Source organism: Caballeronia sp. (assembly GCF_028292365.1).
Classification (GTDB): domain Bacteria; phylum Pseudomonadota; class Gammaproteobacteria; order Burkholderiales; family Burkholderiaceae; genus Caballeronia.
In genome coordinates this window covers 1-17,197 of record NZ_JAQGMM010000005.1, presented here as the reverse complement: position 1 = coordinate 17,197, position 17,197 = coordinate 1, and the positions used below count along the sequence as shown (strand labels likewise).

The window sequence follows — 17,197 nt, the reverse complement described above, 5'->3', positions numbered from 1 at the left end:
GCTCGAACCGCATGCGATTCGCGTCCATGACCGGCTTCGCGGTGCTGTCGGCCGTTTGCGGCGGACTGACCGCCTATGCGTCCGGGGTGGGCATCGTGGCCGCGACCGTTGCCGTTTTGGTCTTTTCGTTTCTCGGCGCGCTCGGGCGCGTATGGGGCTCTGCAGCCGCCCAAGTCTCCATCCTTGCTGCGACTGCCTGCGTAGTGATGGTGGACCGGCCCATCCATGGATCACGCGGCGAGTTGCGTTTCCTCGCGCTCTACTTCGTGGGCTGCCTCTTCGCAACGGCGCTCAGCTTCACCGTGTGGCGGATTCACCCGTTCGGCGCGAGCCGGGCGGCCATGCGATCGGCTTATACGAGCCTCGCGGACATCGCGAGCGACAGCGCGCGGCTGCTCAAGCGCGAAAGCGCGGGCTTCGGGGATTGGGCCTCGCACGCCTCACGCTTTCGAGGCAAGGCGCGCAGCGACATCGAATTGGCGCGCAAGGCGCTTGCACGCGTGCCGTCATCGAAGACAGACCGGCGGGACACGTACAACATGCTGCTGCTCGCGCTCGCCGACAGCGAACGGATCTTCGCGTACCTCATTGCCGTCACCGATGCCTGCGAGCGCGGCCATCATCGCTTGCCCAATCTGCCGCGCGCGGTACGCGTGCTCGACGCGTTCGCCGAGGTCCTCGCGCGGCTTTCACGATCTATTGCCGATAAACCCTGGGAGCCGGCCACCGCCCTGCGCGACCGGTTGCAGGCGCTTGCCCGCCAGCTTGAAGTTGCGTTGGGCGAGACCGTGCCGCTCAGCTTCGATGTCGACTTCAGCGAGCTCGAATCCCCGGCTCAGCGACGAAGAAGCGTGTGGTCCGCTGCGTTCACGACCTTGAGACGTGGCGTGGAAACCTTGAAGGCGAATGCATCGACGCAATCGATAGGCGCGCGTCACGCCGCTCGCGTCGGGGTGGCCGCGACGGCAGCTTTCCTGACCGTCAGGATGCTGCATCTGCCCTTCGGTTACTGGGCAACGATGGCCACGCTCCTGATCCTGCAGCCGTCTATTGCGACGAGCTGGCCGCGCAGCATCGAGCGCGCGGCGGGGAGCATTGTCGGCGGATTGCTTGCGGCCGCAATCGGGCTGGTCGTTCATTCGCCCATAGCGATCTCGCTGGTGGTGTTCCCGCTGGTCTGCGCGACGATGGCGTTGCGGCCCGTCAGCTACAGCTTGTTCGTGCTGTTCATCACCCCGGCATTCGTGCTGGTCGCCGACTTCGCAGCGCCTGGGGGCGCCGAGCTTGCCTATGCCGTGACGCGATTGGAGAACAACGTGTTCGGCTGCGTGATTGCGTTGCTCGCGACATTTCTTCTATGGCCAAGCCGCGAACCCAGCCGCTTCAGCGACCGGTTGGCGAAGGCGGTGTCGACGAACCTTGGATACCTTGCCGCATCGCTGGGACGAGGCGAAGAGAGCGAGATCGAATTGGAGCGGCTACGGCGTGCAGCGGGATTAGCGAGTAACAATGCGGAAGAGGTATTGGCTCGCCTGAGGCTGGAAAAGCTCGATACGAGCAACGACGACCGGACTGGCTCCACCGCTCTCGCCCTGCTGCGACGCGTAGCGGGCACGGCGACCCGGGCTCGTTTTGGCCGTGCGAGTGCCGCGCCGAACCGGGACCTTGCGGCATGGGTTGAGCGTATCGGCAAGGGCATCGAAGCGCGGATTGGAACGGGAAGTGACGCGGGCATCGATGCTCAGGAAGTCTTTCCCAAACACGGCCTCTCGCTGCTTGAGGCCGATGCCGTCAATCAGGTCGTGTTGTTGCGCAAGCTGCTGATGGAACACGCCGATGGTCTGAAACGCGGTGAGAGTTGAACGGCGCGTTTGCACCGGCGAGCATGCCGGTGCAAACGAACCATTACCGTCCTATACGTGGAAAATCTGAGCCACGAGCGTCGCACCAAGAAACGTCCCGGCATTCGCCACAAACGACACCAGCACGATCCGCCACCCCAGCCGGCGAAATGCTGGAATGTCCTTGGCGATGGACAAGCCTGCGAACGTGAGCATCGGCGTGGTGATGCCGAGGAAATCGTTTTGCGCGCTATACGCCGATATCTGCGATGCCCAGGGACACAGCGGCGACGTCATGAACATGGCAACAATCGACACCCAGCAAACCGCCGGAATCTTGCGTCCGGTCACGGTGTAGATGGCATCGCCGACAATCGTCGCCAGCACCATGATCAGCATGCCCGGAAGGCCCATGAATGGCGTAGTGCCGTGGGTGATCCAGTCACAGCCCAGCGCAAATACGGCGGTAACGCCCCACGCCAGCAGCTTGCCGCGATAACCCAATTGAGGCGCGGCTGTTTCAACATCGCCGAGTTGCGGACGGGACTTTTCGATGGCCTCTGATGCATCCGATGCCTTGCTCGTCCGGCCGATCAAAGGCTCAAGCAGGCGATATCCCCACACGGCCATCGGCAGCGAAATAAACAGCGTGAAATACGTGCCGATCGTCGTCGTGATGAGATTGCTGGCCGCAGCAAATGTAAGGACCGTCTTTGCCATTTCGGGCGTTTGTTGCGCAGCGATAGCACCGGAGGCAGCGGCCATCATGCTGCCTGAGCCCACGCCTGAACCCATCGCGAGTGCCAGGGGATGGAAGATATTCAGGCTCGCCACGAAGCCCGCCAGGATCGCGATAAAGACCGCACCAAATACAGTGCCCGTCAAGTATTCAGCCAGCACACCACGCCCTTCGGGAGAGTCCATACCGTACTTCTCGCCGATGATCGCAAGGCTCGGTTCACGGCCAACAGAGAACGTCGCCCCGATTGCTTCGCGCTTGATGCCGAGCAGCAACGCGAGTGGAAGCCCCAACAGAATCGTGCCGACAAAATGCCCCAGTTCCTGAAACGCCAGCGCCCAGCCAGCGGCGGCAAGCTTGGGCAACGCGCCGCCGACCATCAGTCCAAGCTTGGCGACGAAGAGCAACAGCGCGGGCTGCAAGATGGCGGCGGCCAGAAACTGAGTCTTCACGTCGAGCCGTGCAGAGCTCCTCCACCGTTCACTTGCCAATCCGAGCGCGCCGCCCAGCAGCAGCGCCCAGATCATCGGCAGCAGAACGACTTTCCCCGGCCCGACCTTGAACGTGAACGAGCCGATGAACTCGGCGATGAGCAGGATGATCGCCGCGTAAAGAAACAGCTTTGCGCCCCTTAGTCCATCACTACCTGAATGCTGCGCGGCCAACGTATTTTCCATTGCTCTCTCCCGATTGCCCTCTCGCGTTTCATTAGCGGCGAGAGGACACGTTGCTCTATAAATAGCCGAACGTCGTGGCCGGCTCTCTGGCGGTTTCCACCCAGATACTCTTGGTCTGCGTGTACTCGTACAACGCTTCAACACCACTGGAACGTCCATACCCGCTCAAGCCATAACCGCCGAACGGGGACGCCACGTTAATGGTCTTGTAGCCATTGACCCAGAACGTTCCCGCGTTGACCTGCCCCGCCACTCGGAGAGCCCGGCCCACGTCGTTCGTCCACACTGCACCGGCCAAACCGAACTCGGTGTCATTCGCGATGTTAAGGGCTTCTTCCTCGGTATCGAAAGGAATTGCAGCGACAACCGGACCGAAGATTTCAGTCCGCGCTACGTCCATCTCGTTCGTCACGTTAGACAACACAGTAGGTGAAACGAAGTAGCCGCCCGAAGAGCGCTCAACCGATCCAGCCGCAAGCGTGGCGCCAGCCTGAACACCGCTCGCGATCATCTTCATGATGTGGTCGTATTGCGTGCGATTGTTGATCGGCCCAACTTCGGTTGCGTCATCAAGCGGCGCACCCACCTTGATCTTTTTGGCGCCCGTGGCAATCATGCCGACGAACTCGTCATAGATCGAACGCTGCACGAGCAAGCGCGAACCCGCCACGCAACTCTGGCCCGCGCCGGCAAAAATCGCGGCCTGCGCGGTCAGCGCGGCACGCTTGAGATCGGCATCGGCGAAGATGATGTTGGCGGACTTGCCACCCAGTTCCAGCACGCAAGGCAGCACGCGTTTCGCGGCGGCTTCGGCAATGCGCACACCGGTTGCGGGAGAGCCGACGAACACCACCTTCTTCACGACCTTATGCGCGATGGCCGCTTGCGCAACGGTCTGGCCAAGGCCTGCAAGGACGTTGATGAGACCCTTCGGCGCGCCCGCTTTTTCAGCCAGTAACCCCACCACCAACGACGTGAATGGCGTCAGTTCCGATGGCTTGAGCAAGACGGCATTGCCCATCGAGATGGCGGGTGCAACCTGCCATCCGCACGTAAAAACCGGTGCGTTCCAGGGCGTGATTTGCAGGACCGTTCCAGCCGGCTCGCGACGCGTGTAGTTCAAATGCGAGGTCGGCACGGGAATGACATCGCCGTAAAATTTATCCGCCCAGCCTCCGTAGTACTCGAACATCTCGGCGACCTTCGCCACTTCACCGCGGCAGTCGCGAATCGGCTTGCCCGAACCGAGCGACTCGAGGCGGGCAATGCTCTCCGCGTCCTTGCGCAGTTCGCGCGCAATCTCGAACATCACGCGGCCGCGCGCGGCATGCGTCAATGCCCACCATTGTTTCTGGGCGCGCTGTGCCGCGTCGGCGGCGAGTTCAACGACCGCCGCGCCGCCGTCCTTGTACGCGAGGCTCGGCTTGCCCGTCGCTGCGTCGTATAACTGAATAAGTTCGCCCGTACCTTCAATCAACTCGCCGCCGACAAACGAACCAATCGTCCTGGCTTTCGGGAAGAATTGCGCGAAGGCAGCCAACAAATTTTCTGCCGCGTTGTTTTCCATATCTGGCTCCATGTCCTGGTTATTCTGCTGACTGCGTTACTTCTGTTCGATGAATTGAACGATGCGGTTGAAGTCTTCCGCATCGCTAATCGACCGAGCGCTTTCTGCCCACAAGCGCCCGGCTTCTTCGGCGATGGGCGCGTCGATGTTCTGACTGCGCAGCAGGTCCATCGCGAGCCGAACGTCCTTGCGCATCAGCTTCATCGTGAAGCCGGAATCGAACTTGTCCGTGAAGATCCACGTAGGGTAATTCGTGAGCGTCGCGCTGTTGCGCCCGGATCCGCCGTTGAGCGCTTCGACCAGCTTCTCGGGATCGACACCAGCGGCTTTCGCCGCACGAACCGCTTCGCTGGTTGCAAGCAGATGCACACCCGTCAGCAGGTTGTTGATGATCTTCGTGACGTGTCCCGCGCCGACAGGACCCACATGTACCCGCTTCGCGCTCATGACCGCGAGGATTGGCTCGACAGCCGAGACGTCTTCGTCGGAACCGCCCAGCACCATGGTCATGGTCGCGGTCGCCGCGCCCTTCGGACCGCCGCTGACGGGGCCATCGACAAATCCCACCTTCAGTTCAGCCAGCGCCGCCGCCACCTTGCGCGTGCTGTTGGGCTCGGCCGTGGTGGTATCGACCACGATGAGGCCAGGCTTGGCGTTTGCCGCTACGCCGGCAGGTCCCAGCACCACCTCTTCCACAATCGCCGATGTGGGCAGAGAAAGAATGAGGACGTCCGAATCGCGCGTTATGTCGGCAATGGAAACCCGCTCGGACACGCCTTCTGACGCGAGCTTGGCGGCGACGCCTGGCGCCGCGTCGAAACCAAGCACGGTGTAGCCGCCGTGCTTGAGCGAAAGGGCCATGCCGCGCCCCATGTTTCCGAGTCCGATGACCCCAACCGTCTTCATGAATCCACTCCGTAGCGAATACACCCTCGACCGGATAGAGCGGCTCTACTGGTCGACGAGCGTGTTATGGAGTTGTCATCTTCGGCGCGAGAGCCCCTATAATCAATCAGCGCCAATATTGAGAATGTTCTAATTATTAGAACACTCGAACCATCTGAAACCCTGCGTAATATGTAATGGCCGACAACCTGACTGAAAGCAGAATCGTCTATTTCTTCGAAGCCGTGCGTTGCGGGACCATCCGCGCCGCCGCTGACTGGCTCGACGTCGCGCCGTCCGCGGTCAGCCGGCAGATCGGCTTGCTGGAAACGGAACTCGACGTTGCGCTGATCGAGCGGCACGCGCGCGGTGTCAAGCCGACAGAAGCAGGCCTATACCTGATCGAATATTTCCGTGAACAACTCGCGCATAAAGACGACTTGATATCGCGGCTGCAGGAACTGCGCGGGCTGCGAACCGGGAGCGTCAACGTGATTCTTGGGGAAGGTTTTGTGTCAGATATCCTGGCCGGACCCATTCAGCATTTCTGCAAGCAATATCCCGGTATCAAGCTCAATCTGGACCTTGGTAGTACGAACGATGTCATTCGACGAGTCTCCGAAGACGAAGGCGAAATCGGGCTGGTCTACAACCCGCCGGGCGATCCAAAAATTGTGTCTCGCGCGATCAAACGCCAACCGATGATGGCGATCGTCAAGCCAAACTTCCTGCGCAGCAGCAAGACGAAGTCCATGAGCGTGCAGGAACTGGCTACGTATCCGATTGCAGCGACCCACCCCACCTATGGCACGCGCCAGATGCTTCAGGCAGTCGAGTTCGCGGAGAAGATTCGACTGGAACCGGTTGTGGCAACCAATTCAATCGGCCTCCTTAAGCAGTTCGCCATGTCGGGCCTTGGCGTGGTCGTGCTACCCGCGTTCGCCGTGACAACGGAAGTGGAGGCGGGCACGCTGCTCGCCATCGAGATCGATCATCCGATCCTCATGAAAGCCGAGGCGCATCTTGTCACGCGGGTTGGGCGGAAACTGTCGGTGGCGTCGAACAAGATGCTGCAGTTGATGTCGTCGCAGATGCAGGCGTTTCGGTAGTTTGTAAGCGCGAGGAAAACAGGTTGGTTGCGCGAGCGCTCAGCGTTGCCGTCGCGCCCGAAACCGCCGGTCATACGATCATCGAATGCGTCGAGCAATTGGGGTTCGCCGCGCGGACAACTAATGCGCTTTGGTCGCGCGTGGCCGCTTCGCCTGGACGAATTTCCATATCAATGCGATTTGCTCTGAGCTCGCTTCGCGGCACGACCAAGCGGCCCGGCGTCCGGATTTTTGTTAGCAGCGGCCGCGTTCGCATTGCCCCGGTCCGGAACCTCGACGATCGATGAATCGGTATCGAAGAAAGACGCTAGCGTGGCCTGCTGAGTCAGCATCAATTGCTCAATGCGCTGCTGCTGCGCCGTGTTTTCGCGTGTCAGGCGAAGCAGCGCAATGCTCTGCGCCACACCCGTCGCGACAGTCACGATCAACATGCAGATCACGATCATCAAGACCGTTTTGACCCGCCGCGACAGGGCCGCCGCCGCGCCGCGCTGGTCCGCGATCACGGCATACAACGCATCGATGGTGTCAGCGTAGGCGGTCGCGCGAGCGGTATCGAGTTCCGACGACGCTTCGCGGGAAGGCGCTTGAGAATCACGTGAAACGCTCGGGCGCGTCGGGCGGTCTTCGTCGATTAATGCCGCCGCCAAGGATTGCGGCTGGCCGCGATGGGGGGTTGCTGCAGCTCGTGCGGCGTCGCGGAGGGACGGGGATGGGGCAGGCTTGACGGCGGCTTTCGGTGTGCTCGGCGCGTTCGATGCGTCCGGCGAACCGGTCAGAACTTGCGTAAAGGCATCGCTCGGCTTGTCTTTGCCTTCCACCGTCTCAACTTCTGACATCGCCGCGGACGGCGACGGTTCAGTCATCGACACATTGCGGGCAGCGCCCCTTCCCCGCGCCGCGGATGCGCGCTTGCCGGCAACCTGCCCGCTCTCTTTCTCTTCTCCCGATGCGGCCGCGAACGTTGCTCCCTGCGCGCCGTCGTCCAGCGGGTCGGGCTGGACCGGCCCGGCAACCCCCTCATGAGGCGCGAGGACGTCATCGAACATCAAGTCCAGCGTTGCAGCGTCGGCTTTCTGGCTATCCGTTTGCGCTGCCGCTGCGTCATCGCGGGACACGGCGAGGCTGGACACCACTGCTCCATCCACCGATAACACCCCGGTGCGCCACGCCCGCACTGCCCCGGACGATCCGTCCTCGCCCGGCACAGCCGCCATGAACACCTCGGGCAACTCGAAGCCGGGCAACGACGATTGACGAATATCGGTATTCATTGCCTGGAGCGTGGCGCGCTCAGCATCTTCGGCGAACAGATCGAGCGTGGGCGCGCCGTAGGGCGCCCGGCTCAGCAAAGCGAGACGCTGTGCCGAGCGTGCGGCGCGGGCAAGCTTGGCATCGGCATCCGATTCAGCCGGACGGCCAGCAGACATGGATTTGGAAGCAGCGTCGGTACGACGCGAACCAGCGGTATCGGCGGTATCAGCAACTTGGTGAGCGGGATTGACGGCGGAATCTGGCATAAGTCGATGATTGACAGCGTGGCCAGACGCGACCCGAGCGGCTAAAAACACGCCCGATGAAGCGGTCCGGCTTGACGCCTCGCAACAGAAAAGCGGCTGCATGGGTTTTCGAGGCCGCATTGTCGCACGCTTGCACACCCGTGCCACGGCCGTGTTCGGTTTCAGGCCGAGCCTTCTTCCTTGAATTCCCGCACGGTTTCCAGCGCGCGCAGCCGCGTGCAGATCGCCTCGTATTCATTCGACGATATCCGCGAAAGCTCGATTTGCACTACATCGAGTTCGGGGGAATCATCGCTTTGCTGCACCACGAACTGCTTCACGCGCACGCTGCCGACGCCCAGCGCCTCATGCAACGCATGAAAATTCAACGTTCCCCGATCGACGAGCAAGGTCAACTGGCGCCGCTGCTTCACGGAAATGAAACGCCGTTCCAGCGGCTTGATCCCGGCAAGGATGATCAAAATGATGACGGTTGCAGCGATCGACGCCGTGTACATGCCGCCGCCGACCGCAAGCCCTATCGCCGCGACGGACCAAAGGCTCGCCGCCGTAGTGAGGCCGCGGACGATCTCGCCGCGCAGCAAGATTGAGCCAGCGCCGAGAAAACCGATTCCCGACACAACCTGCGCCGCGATCCGCGACGGATCGAGCACGACGTGATCGCGGCTGAGGACATCGAAGAAACCGAATGCCGAGACCATCATGATCAGCGTCGAGCCGACACAGACCAGCATATGTGTGCGCAACCCGGCAGCCCATGACAACCGTTCGCGCTCGAAACCGATCACGCTGCCGAGGGCCGCGGCCAGGACCAGCCGGGAAATGAGTTCTACATTGCTTAACATAAGTGGATTTGCTCCTTATAGGTGTTATGTGATGGGATGATGGCGCGAGGCTCGCGCATAAAACGCCGGTTGGCGCAGCACGGATAAATCGCCGTTGTGCCGAAACGCGGGTGTTTTGATTTATCCTTGGTGCCCCGCATCGGGCGGCGCGCCGGCACATTCCACGCACGCCGCCGCGCGCAACCAACATCGATAAAGCCGTATGCACGACCCAGATCAGACCGCTGCCACGCCCCCGACTGCTGCCACCCTTCGTGCGCACTATAACCACGTTGTGCTGCCGATCTGGCGTGGACCGGGCTTCAATACGGTCCTGCGGCTGGCATTCGAGGCGGTTGCCGAGAACGGCCGCACACCCTTGCCACCCCAGCGATATCGCGCCATGGCCTGCGCGCGGCAGCTATTCGTGTTCTCGCAAGCAGGCGATATCGATCACGCCGACACGCTGTTCGCTTCGCTTCGGACCTATTTTCAGGACACGAAAAACGGGGGTTGGTTCTATAGCGTCGACGCAAACGGCGCGCCGCATGAGCGCCACAAGGACCTGTATACGCACGCGTTCGTGATTTTTGCGTGCGCGGAATATGCGAAACGGGCCGGTTCGGCCGCCGCGAAGGAAGCGCTGGCGGTGCTAGAAGACACGTCGGTGGTGATTGAACGGCGGATGGCAATCAGCGCCGGTGGCAATGGCGCTGGCGTTGACGGCTTGTTCAGTTCGGCGATGACGGAAGATTTTTCCACCGCGCTCGGGCCGCCGTTGCAAAACCCGTTGATGCATTTGACCGAGGCGTGGCTCGCCGCGCGCGAAGCGACCGGGGACGCCATCTTCGATCAGCGGCTGGAAAAGCTGGCTGCCGCCTTCGCACGGGCTTTCGTGCACGAGGAAACTGGCTGTATCGCCGAATTGACGATCGGCAGCGCCAATAACTGGCTGGAACCAGGACACCAGTTCGAGTGGCTGTTTCTCGCCGAAGCGAGCCGGCACCCGGCTTTCGACGCAGCTGGCCTGAATCGGGCGCTAGTGCGCGGATTCGATTTCGTGCAACAGCACGGAGTCGATCCGGTGACGGGCGGCGTCGCGGCGTCGCTGAACGAACAAGGCGGCATGATCGATTCGACGCAGCGCATCTGGGCTCAGACCGAATATCTACGGGCGCTCGCAACGCATGCGGACCAGTCCGTGCGCGCACTACTGCCGGCGCAGATCGCGCGGTTTTCCGCGCGTTTTATTCGACCGCGGGGGTGGATCGAGAGCCAGTCGGCAGAAGGCGTGGTCATGCGCCCGGAATTGCCGTCGACAACGCCCTATCACCTTGCCACCGCCTACGCCGCGTTGCCCTGACATTTATCTGACGCATGACGCCTGACACCGGGCGCTCTCACTGCATCAAACGCCTCGCTTCGCCGCGAGGCGTTGTTTATTGCGGCTGGAGAAATCAGCGCGATGACGAACGCTTTGCGCCCTTTCGTTTCAAATCACCGAGAAAGTTCGTGCAAACCCGGTAATTTGTCCGCGATTTTGAGATCGTCCTTGCGGAGTGACCATACGCTACCTACAGTCTTGTGCAGGACCGCGACGAAGGCTCCTGCCCCCGGTGCGGATTGTGGGACTCACGCTGACTGGACCGAAACCAAGTGTAGGAGTGTCCGAATGGCCGAAATTGTCGATATCGCACGGGGCGCATTGAATGCGCAGCCGTTTAGCGCCTTGCTGGGTACGAAGCTCATGCAGGTCGACTCCTCGAGTCTCACGCTGTGTCTGACTATCCGCGACGAACTCAGGCAACAACACGGTTTTGTGCACGGTGGCGTAGTGAGTTATCTCGTCGATAACGCGTTGACCTTTGCAGGTGCATTGCGCCTGGGACCGAAAGTGGTCACGGGCGAGTACAAGATCAATTACTTGCGACCGGCGGTCTCCGGTACGTTGATGGCGCGCGCGCGCGTGGTCTATGCCGGCATGACGCAGGCAACCTGCCAATGCGATGTGTATGTCACCGATGGCGGCGCCGAAAGGCTCGTAGCAGTCGCGCAAGGCACCATTCATCGGATCAGCGAAATGGCTGCGGAACTTGAGCCGGTGTTTAACGAGTGAGTGGGATGGATGGGATTGGGGCGCTGGTTCGCCGGACTTGGATTGCGGGACCTTTCATGCCTTCGCCGATGGGGTGGTTTTATGGTTTTACGGCGATAGTGTCGGGAGCCGACTTTATGCGCCTAAAGGTTAACGCGGTGAAAACATCGCGTTTTTGGGCGGAGCCGCCACGTTCGTTGAACCGTCGGCGGCTCAAATGACGACCCTGAACCATCCCTCCAGCCGGAGTGTTTAGACCGGGGACATCATGGTTGACACTTTCGGGCAGTCCAGCTGTCCTGAAGCTGCCGTAAAAAAGGTCGCTCCAACTCACGTTGGAACGACCTTATTTTTTTAAGCGTACCGGCCCCGCGTCAATTTGCTCGCGAGCTTAGCGGGTTAGGTCGCTTGGTTGCGGCGCAATAAACGACTTGCTTCGAACAGCTTACTTCGCGTCGACTGTGCGTTGCTGTTGCTCGCCCAGGCCCTGGATCCCGAGCCGCATGGTCTGTCCAGCCTTCAGGTAGACCGGCGACGGCTTGACGCCCATGCCCACGCCCGGCGGCGTGCCAGTGGAAATGACATCGCCGGGTTGCAGGCTCATCACCTTCGACAAATACGACACCAGCGCTGCCACGCCAAACACCATCGTCTTCGTGCTGCCGTTCTGATAACGATGTCCGTCCACTTCGAGCCACATGTCGAGTTGCTGCGGATCGGCGATTTCGTCTTTCGTGACCAGCCATGGACCGATCGGGCCGAAGGTATCGAAACCCTTGCCCTTGTCCCATTGCGTGCCGTGCTCAAGCTGCCATTCGCGTTCGGACACGTCATTGATCACGCAATATCCGGCGACGTATTCCAGCGCGTCCGCCTCGCTGACGTATTTCGCTTCCTTGCCGATCACCACGCCGAGTTCGACTTCCCAGTCCGTTTTCTTCGAGTTGCGCGGAATTTCGACGTCGTCGTTCGGACCACAAATGGCGCTCGTCCACTTACCGAAAAGCACGGGTTCCGTCGGAACGGGCAGGTTCGATTCGGCCGCGTGGTCAGCGTAATTCAATCCGATACAGACAAACTTGCCCACGGCTCCCACGCACGGGCCAATGCGCGGCTCGCCCGGCACTTCAGGCAGCGAGGCTGGATCGAGCGCGCGCAACTTGGCCAGCGTGACGTCGGATAGCGCCGCGCCGGCGATGTCGTCGACTACTTTCGACAAATCGCGAATCTTGCCGTTCTGATCCAGCAAACCCGGTTTTTCCTGACCCTTCGGCCCATAGCGCAGCAGTTTCATCGTGAGTGATCCTTCAGTTTGCAGGTTTTGATTCGGTTTCGAGATGTTCGGTTGAGCGGTCGTTTTTTCAGGTGAGATCGCTCGAGCTTACTTTCGATCGCTTTCGGTCAAATTTTCGGTCCAGTGATTCAGGCCGGGCCGGTTGTAAGCGACGATGCATCGAATGCGGATTACGACGCTGATTAAACAATAGCATCGCGATGCATTCTGATCCCGCCTTCGCGCTTCGCTTAGGTGTTGCCCCGGAACGCAAGCGTCACCCCTCGCCAGCATTGCAGGGTCACGGCGTGCCGGACAATTTTGTCAGCAATCTTTTTACCATTCTCTGCTTTCGTTGCGATTGCAGTCGAGAAATTCCAGGTATGTCGCGCTCATTCTTCATGCGGTTTTCTCAACTTCTACAACCGGTAAAACTCGCTCGCGTTATCGCCGAAGATTGCCTGCTGTGCGGATGCATCAAGGTGCGCCGTCAATTGCCGTGCTGCGCCAAACCACTGTGCGTAGCCGCCGTTCAGGTTCAGCACCGGCCAGTCGCTGCCCCACATCAGCCGTTCAGGCCCAAAACAGTCGAGTAGATGATCGACATAAGGCTTGAGCGTTGCCACAGACCAACCGGGCGCGGCTTCCGTCGGCAGACCCGATAGTTTGCAAACCAGCCGTTGTGGCAGCGCAGCTAATTCGGCTATGCCGTCCGCCCAGCTTTGCCAAGCCGCGTGACCATCCCTGATTTGCGGCTTCGCACCATGATCGACGACGATTCGCAGTTCAGGAAAGCGCGCGGCAAACACTTTCAACGAAGGCACATGGCGCGAAAATATCAATGCATCGAAGACGAGATCGTGTTTGATCAGCGCGTGAATTGCCGGTGCGAGTGCGGGATTTTCGATCCAACGGTTGTCAGGCAGATCCTGCAGCATCGGGCGCACGCCCTTCAGTTTGAGTTCGCGCGCCAGTTCGTCGATCAACTCAACACTGTTCGGCGCATCAAGCGGAACCCAGCCAACAATGCCGGCGATAGACCCGTCGTCGCGAGTGAGATCGAGCAGATAGCGCGTTTCATCGATAGTCGGCGCCGCCTGGACCACCACCGTGCGCGCAACCTGAACGGCTTCGCGAAGCGGCTTCAGGTCAGCGGGACCGAAGACGCGGTACAAGGTCTGCAACTCGGGCGTCAACCAGCCGTAGTCACCGCGCGATGGGTCCCAGAAGTGCTGATGCGCATCGATCCGTTCAGCGTTCATGATTTTCCTGCGTCGGCGTGATTGACGTCGGCTTGATCGATGCGTGGCACCGGCGCGTCACGATGCAGCAAACCAGCCGCTCGCAACGCATCCCACAAGACGTCGGGCAGCGGATCAGCGAACGAAGCCGCGTTCAAACGCACCTCCGCCGGATTTCGTGCGCCCATCACGACCGTGGCCACAACTTTATGCGCATAAGGAAATTGCAGGGCCGCGCTCGACAAGGCGACACCATGCGCACGGCAGATCTGCTCCAGCGCCTCGACGCGTTCGACAATCAATGGCGGCGCATCGCCGTAGTTGAACTTCTGGTTGGCCGCCTTCGGCGCTGTATCGGACGTCAGTCCTCGCGCGAGAATGCCCGAATTGAACGCGCCACCCAACAGAATACCAACGCCGCGTTTTTCGCATTCCGGCAGCAAGTCATCGAGTACCGCCTGCTCCAACAACGTGTAGCGTCCCGCCAGCAACGCGCAATCGATGTTGAATTCCGCCATCGCCTCCAGGATAGCGGCGCCTTCGTTCACACCGAGCCCAACCGCCTTTACGCCCCGCGATGTACGCAGTTCATCGAGCGCGCGGAAACCGCCTTCGTCCGTGAGCTGGCGCCAGTAGCGCGGGTTGTTCTCGCCGTGCGTGACGCGGCCGATATCGTGAATCAGCACGATATCGATATCGACAATACCCATGCGTTGCTGGCTGTCTTCGAACGATCGAAGAATGCCGTCGTAGGTGTAGTCGTAGATCGCCTGAAACGGCAACGGGTCCGACCAGCCTTCGCTGCCGTCGTAAGGCGTGGTGCGCGGGACAAAGCGCCGGCCAACCTTGGTCGACAACACGTAGTCTTCACGCGGGTATCGGCGCAACGCGTCGCCCATCCGGTGTTCGGCCTTCGTGTGACCGTAGTGCGGAGCGGTATCGAAGAAACGGATGCCGCTTTGCCACGCGGCGTCCACGGTCCCCTGCGCGTCTGCCTCGGATAGTTCGTGATACAGGCCGCCCAGCGGCGCACTGCCCAGCGACAACGCCGTGACTTCCAGCGACGTCTTGCCCACCTTGCGCTTTTTCACAACGGGATTTCCAGTGATTGGGTTCATTGCGTTGGATCCGGTGCGTTGGACTGATCAATTCGGCTGATCTTGGTCGATGAGTTCGGCTGACGAGTCAGGCTCAAATTGACGTAATCGATACCGCATGCCGCGGCGTCGCGCTCGCCGGCAAACACGCGGGGCCAACCGGTTCAAAAGTCTTGTAGGTCAGGATGAACTCCTGGTGACCCAGCGATTCTGACTTGGACGCAGCGCCTGCCGACACGCTCAAGGTGACATCGAATACTTCGCGGCCCACTTCGTCGAGCGTGGCGCGGCCTTCCAGAATGCGGCCCGCGTCCACGTCCATGTCGCCGGAAAGATTTCGATAGGTCACCGGATTCGCGCACACCTTGATCACGGGCGAAATGGCCGAACCAACCACCGAACCGCGTCCGGTCGTGAACAGGATCACGTGCGCTCCACAAGCAATCAGTTCGCCGATTTCCGCGTTGTCGCTGATGTTCGGAAAGCCAAAGCGCGGTTCGCCATCCGGAACGACGTCAAGCAGATACAAACCACCAACCGGCGGAATGTCACCGGGCTTAACGATCCCAACAATGGGCGATGCACCGCTTTTCGCATAGGCCCCGAGTGACTTTTCTTCCTGCGTGGTAAGACCGCCATCCGCGTTGCCGACCGCGAACGACCCGTGTCCCATGATGGAGTAATAGCGCGCGGCCTTGTCCACGCACGCGACAATTTCGCGGCCCAGTTCCGGCCGCGCAGCCCGGCTTTCCATGTGAAATTCGCAGCCGACCAGTTCGCCGGTTTCCTCGAAAATACACGCGGCGCCGGCATCGATCAGTGCATCGAAGGCGCGGCCCACAGCGGGATTCGCCGTAATGCCGCTGGTGCCGTCCGAGCCGCCGCAAATGGTGCCGACGATCAATTCATCGAGCCCCATTGGCACTTTCGGTTGCTGCGCGAGCGTCGCACGCACATCGCGAATCCAGTCCATGCCGTTCTGGATCGTGCTGCGCGTCCCGCCTTTTTCCTGGATCGTCAGAACCTCAGCCGGGCGGCCGCTCGCGCGCACAGCGTCGACCAGATAGTGCTTGTTCATGCTCTCGCAGCCGAGCGAGACGAACAGGACCGCGCCCACATTCGGATGCGTGGTCAGCCGCTCCATCATCTTTTCTGCATAGCCATTCGGATAGCAGCCCGGAAACCCGATCAAGTGCACGGGCGGTTCCTGCTCGGCAGCAGGGTCGTCGAAGGCGTCGAACGCCGGACGAAACTGCGTGACGATTTCCCTCGCCACGTGATGCGCGCATTCGACGAGATACGCGACCGCGATTACATTGCGGATGCCCTTGCGGCCATCGGCACGCAGGAAGCCTTGAAGCGACGGAGTGGTGGTGGCTGTCATTGGCTTAACGGTCCCGGTGATCCACGAACGCGTGGCCGGCGTCGTGGGTATAGGTCGGGAGATAGTCGCTCTCGAGATTGTGCGTGTGCAGATGTTCGCCGGGCTGAACGTCCGAGGTCACATGACCGATGATCGCGCCATACCGCAACACTTTTTCGTCGGTCCGCAACGCACGGCGCGCCACCTTATGTCCAAGGTCGATGGTCTTCGCCAGCGTGACGAACTCTCCCTCAATCTCCACGCGCTCCCCCGCTGGCAAACGCGCGCCGGCAATCAGGCAATTGTCCTGCGGGCTTTGAAGAATGAGCCGGGCGTCAGTGGACTTGTGAGGAGTTTGCTGCACAGAAACTTCCTTGAGAACGGACAGCATTCGGCGGTCAAACGGTATTGCCGCGGGTTTGCATCAGTACAATCATTTATCAGTGAACGTATTATTCATATGCGGACAAGTTGAAGTCAAGCTAAGTGCGCCGCTTAGCGGTCCGTGTTTTCCCTTAGCATCTTGCTTTTAAGCGACCTAACTGAAGGCCATCATGCAGGCAGACGATCCCACCGACGCCGACCGGTACCGCGCGCCCGCGCTGGATAAAGGTCTCGATATCCTTGAACTGCTCGCTGAGCAAAAGGATGGACTCACGCGAGCCGAGATCACGAAATCGCTGGGGCGCAACGCGAGCGAGATGTACCGGATGCTCGAACGGCTGGTCGCGCGACAGTACGTGGTGCGATCGCCCGCGGGCGATCGCTATTCCCTGAGCCTGAAACTCTAAGAGCTCGCAAACCGGCATCAGCCGATGAACAGTCTGATCGCGGAAGCGTTGCCGGTCATGCAGCGTTTTGCCGATCGCGCGGAGCAATCGTGTCATCTCGCCGCCTATGACCGGGGCAATTTGCTTGTGATCGCCCAGGTCGACGGGCCGGGGACATGGGGGATTTCGGTGCGGC

14 protein-coding genes and 1 pseudogene are annotated in these 17,197 nt (G+C 60.7%); 5 read left to right on the top strand and 10 right to left on the bottom strand.

Annotated features, from left to right (window positions below; all coding sequences use genetic code 11):
• A partial coding sequence (locus JWR14_RS00240) for an FUSC family protein (protein ID WP_299699366.1) occupies positions 1–1,862 on the top strand: 1,862 nt, incomplete at its 5' end.
• Positions 1,863–1,913: 51 nt separating this feature from the next.
• On the opposite strand, the gene JWR14_RS00235 is transcribed toward JWR14_RS00240, so the two are convergent.
• The 3 genes from JWR14_RS00235 to JWR14_RS00225 are packed head-to-tail and all read right to left on the bottom strand — an operon-like array spanning position 1,914 to position 5,730.
• Complete coding sequence (locus JWR14_RS00235; protein WP_299699364.1) at positions 1,914–3,257, bottom strand: DUF3100 domain-containing protein; 1,344 nt, start codon at positions 3,255–3,257, stop codon at positions 1,914–1,916.
• 55 nt (positions 3,258–3,312) lie between these two features.
• Positions 3,313–4,824 carry an aldehyde dehydrogenase family protein gene (locus tag JWR14_RS00230; protein WP_299699362.1) on the bottom strand — a complete coding sequence of 504 codons (1,512 nt, stop codon included), beginning with the start codon at positions 4,822–4,824 and terminating at the stop codon, positions 3,313–3,315.
• 36 nt (positions 4,825–4,860) lie between these two features.
• Complete coding sequence (locus JWR14_RS00225; protein ID WP_299699360.1) at positions 4,861–5,730, bottom strand: NAD(P)-dependent oxidoreductase; 870 nt, start codon at positions 5,728–5,730, stop codon at positions 4,861–4,863.
• A gap of 176 nt (positions 5,731–5,906) precedes the next feature.
• Between JWR14_RS00225 and JWR14_RS00220 the strand changes: the two genes are divergently transcribed.
• Complete coding sequence (locus JWR14_RS00220) at positions 5,907–6,818, top strand: LysR family transcriptional regulator (protein WP_299699358.1); 912 nt, start codon at positions 5,907–5,909, stop codon at positions 6,816–6,818.
• Positions 6,819–6,988: 170 nt separating this feature from the next.
• Here the strand turns inward: JWR14_RS00220 and JWR14_RS00215 are convergent, their stop codons facing one another.
• A complete protein-coding gene (locus JWR14_RS00215) occupies positions 6,989–8,338 on the bottom strand; it encodes a hypothetical protein (RefSeq protein WP_299699356.1) in 1,350 nt (449 codons plus the stop codon).
• Positions 8,339–8,499: 161 nt separating this feature from the next.
• Entirely contained in the window at positions 8,500–9,183 is a 684-nt protein-coding gene (locus JWR14_RS00210) for an MgtC/SapB family protein (RefSeq protein ID WP_299699354.1), read from the bottom strand.
• A gap of 202 nt (positions 9,184–9,385) precedes the next feature.
• On the opposite strand from JWR14_RS00210, the gene JWR14_RS00205 reads away from it, so the two are divergent.
• A complete protein-coding gene (locus JWR14_RS00205; RefSeq protein WP_299699351.1) occupies positions 9,386–10,525 on the top strand; it encodes an AGE family epimerase/isomerase in 1,140 nt (379 codons plus the stop codon).
• A 309-nt stretch (positions 10,526–10,834) separates the two neighbouring features.
• Positions 10,835–11,278 (top strand): PaaI family thioesterase, encoded by a 444-nt coding sequence (locus JWR14_RS00200; protein ID WP_062085280.1) that lies wholly within the window; start codon positions 10,835–10,837, stop codon positions 11,276–11,278.
• 424 nt (positions 11,279–11,702) lie between these two features.
• On the opposite strand, the gene JWR14_RS00195 is transcribed toward JWR14_RS00200, so the two are convergent.
• From JWR14_RS00195 to JWR14_RS00175, 5 genes are all read right to left on the bottom strand, one after another.
• Positions 11,703–12,551 (bottom strand): ureidoglycolate lyase, encoded by an 849-nt coding sequence (locus tag JWR14_RS00195; protein ID WP_299699340.1) that lies wholly within the window; start codon positions 12,549–12,551, stop codon positions 11,703–11,705.
• 398 nt (positions 12,552–12,949) lie between these two features.
• Positions 12,950–13,792, bottom strand: coding sequence for an amidohydrolase family protein (locus JWR14_RS00190; RefSeq protein WP_299699338.1), 843 nt, complete (start codon positions 13,790–13,792; stop codon positions 12,950–12,952).
• Positions 13,789–14,889: an aldo/keto reductase gene (locus JWR14_RS00185; RefSeq protein WP_299699336.1), complete on the bottom strand. Its 1,101-nt coding sequence runs from the start codon at positions 14,887–14,889 to the stop codon at positions 13,789–13,791. Before JWR14_RS00185 ends, JWR14_RS00190 begins: the two co-directional genes overlap by 4 nt.
• A gap of 73 nt (positions 14,890–14,962) precedes the next feature.
• On the bottom strand, positions 14,963–16,252 hold the full coding sequence (locus JWR14_RS00180) for a UxaA family hydrolase (protein ID WP_299699334.1): 1,290 nt from the start codon (positions 16,250–16,252) through the stop codon (positions 14,963–14,965).
• Between the two features lie 4 nt (positions 16,253–16,256).
• Positions 16,257–16,595 (bottom strand): UxaA family hydrolase, encoded by a 339-nt coding sequence (locus tag JWR14_RS00175; protein ID WP_299699332.1) that lies wholly within the window; start codon positions 16,593–16,595, stop codon positions 16,257–16,259.
• Positions 16,596–16,785: 190 nt separating this feature from the next.
• Here JWR14_RS00175 and JWR14_RS00170 point away from each other — a divergent pair.
• Positions 16,786–17,197 (top strand): annotated as a pseudogene (locus JWR14_RS00170) (helix-turn-helix domain-containing protein); the annotation flags it as partial.

Bases quoted from the DNA above. Each gene is read 5' to 3' on its own strand.
- JWR14_RS00200 (WP_062085280.1), top strand. From the start codon at position 10,835: ATGGCCGAAATTGTCGATATCGCACGGGGCGCATTGAATGCGCAGCCG.
- JWR14_RS00180 (WP_299699334.1), bottom strand. From the start codon at position 16,252: ATGACAGCCACCACCACTCCGTCGCTTCAAGGCTTCCTGCGTGCCGAT.
- JWR14_RS00205 (WP_299699351.1), top strand. From the start codon at position 9,386: ATGCACGACCCAGATCAGACCGCTGCCACGCCCCCGACTGCTGCCACC.
- JWR14_RS00225 (WP_299699360.1), bottom strand. From the start codon at position 5,730: ATGAAGACGGTTGGGGTCATCGGACTCGGAAACATGGGGCGCGGCATG.
- JWR14_RS00195 (WP_299699340.1), bottom strand. From the start codon at position 12,551: ATGAAACTGCTGCGCTATGGGCCGAAGGGTCAGGAAAAACCGGGTTTG.
- JWR14_RS00230 (WP_299699362.1), bottom strand. From the start codon at position 4,824: ATGGAAAACAACGCGGCAGAAAATTTGTTGGCTGCCTTCGCGCAATTC.
- JWR14_RS00220 (WP_299699358.1), top strand. From the start codon at position 5,907: ATGGCCGACAACCTGACTGAAAGCAGAATCGTCTATTTCTTCGAAGCC.
- JWR14_RS00235 (WP_299699364.1), bottom strand. From the start codon at position 3,257: ATGGAAAATACGTTGGCCGCGCAGCATTCAGGTAGTGATGGACTAAGG.
- JWR14_RS00190 (WP_299699338.1), bottom strand. From the start codon at position 13,792: ATGAACGCTGAACGGATCGATGCGCATCAGCACTTCTGGGACCCATCG.
- JWR14_RS00215 (WP_299699356.1), bottom strand. From the start codon at position 8,338: ATGCCAGATTCCGCCGTCAATCCCGCTCACCAAGTTGCTGATACCGCC.
- JWR14_RS00210 (WP_299699354.1), bottom strand. From the start codon at position 9,183: ATGTTAAGCAATGTAGAACTCATTTCCCGGCTGGTCCTGGCCGCGGCC.
- JWR14_RS00185 (WP_299699336.1), bottom strand. From the start codon at position 14,889: ATGAACCCAATCACTGGAAATCCCGTTGTGAAAAAGCGCAAGGTGGGC.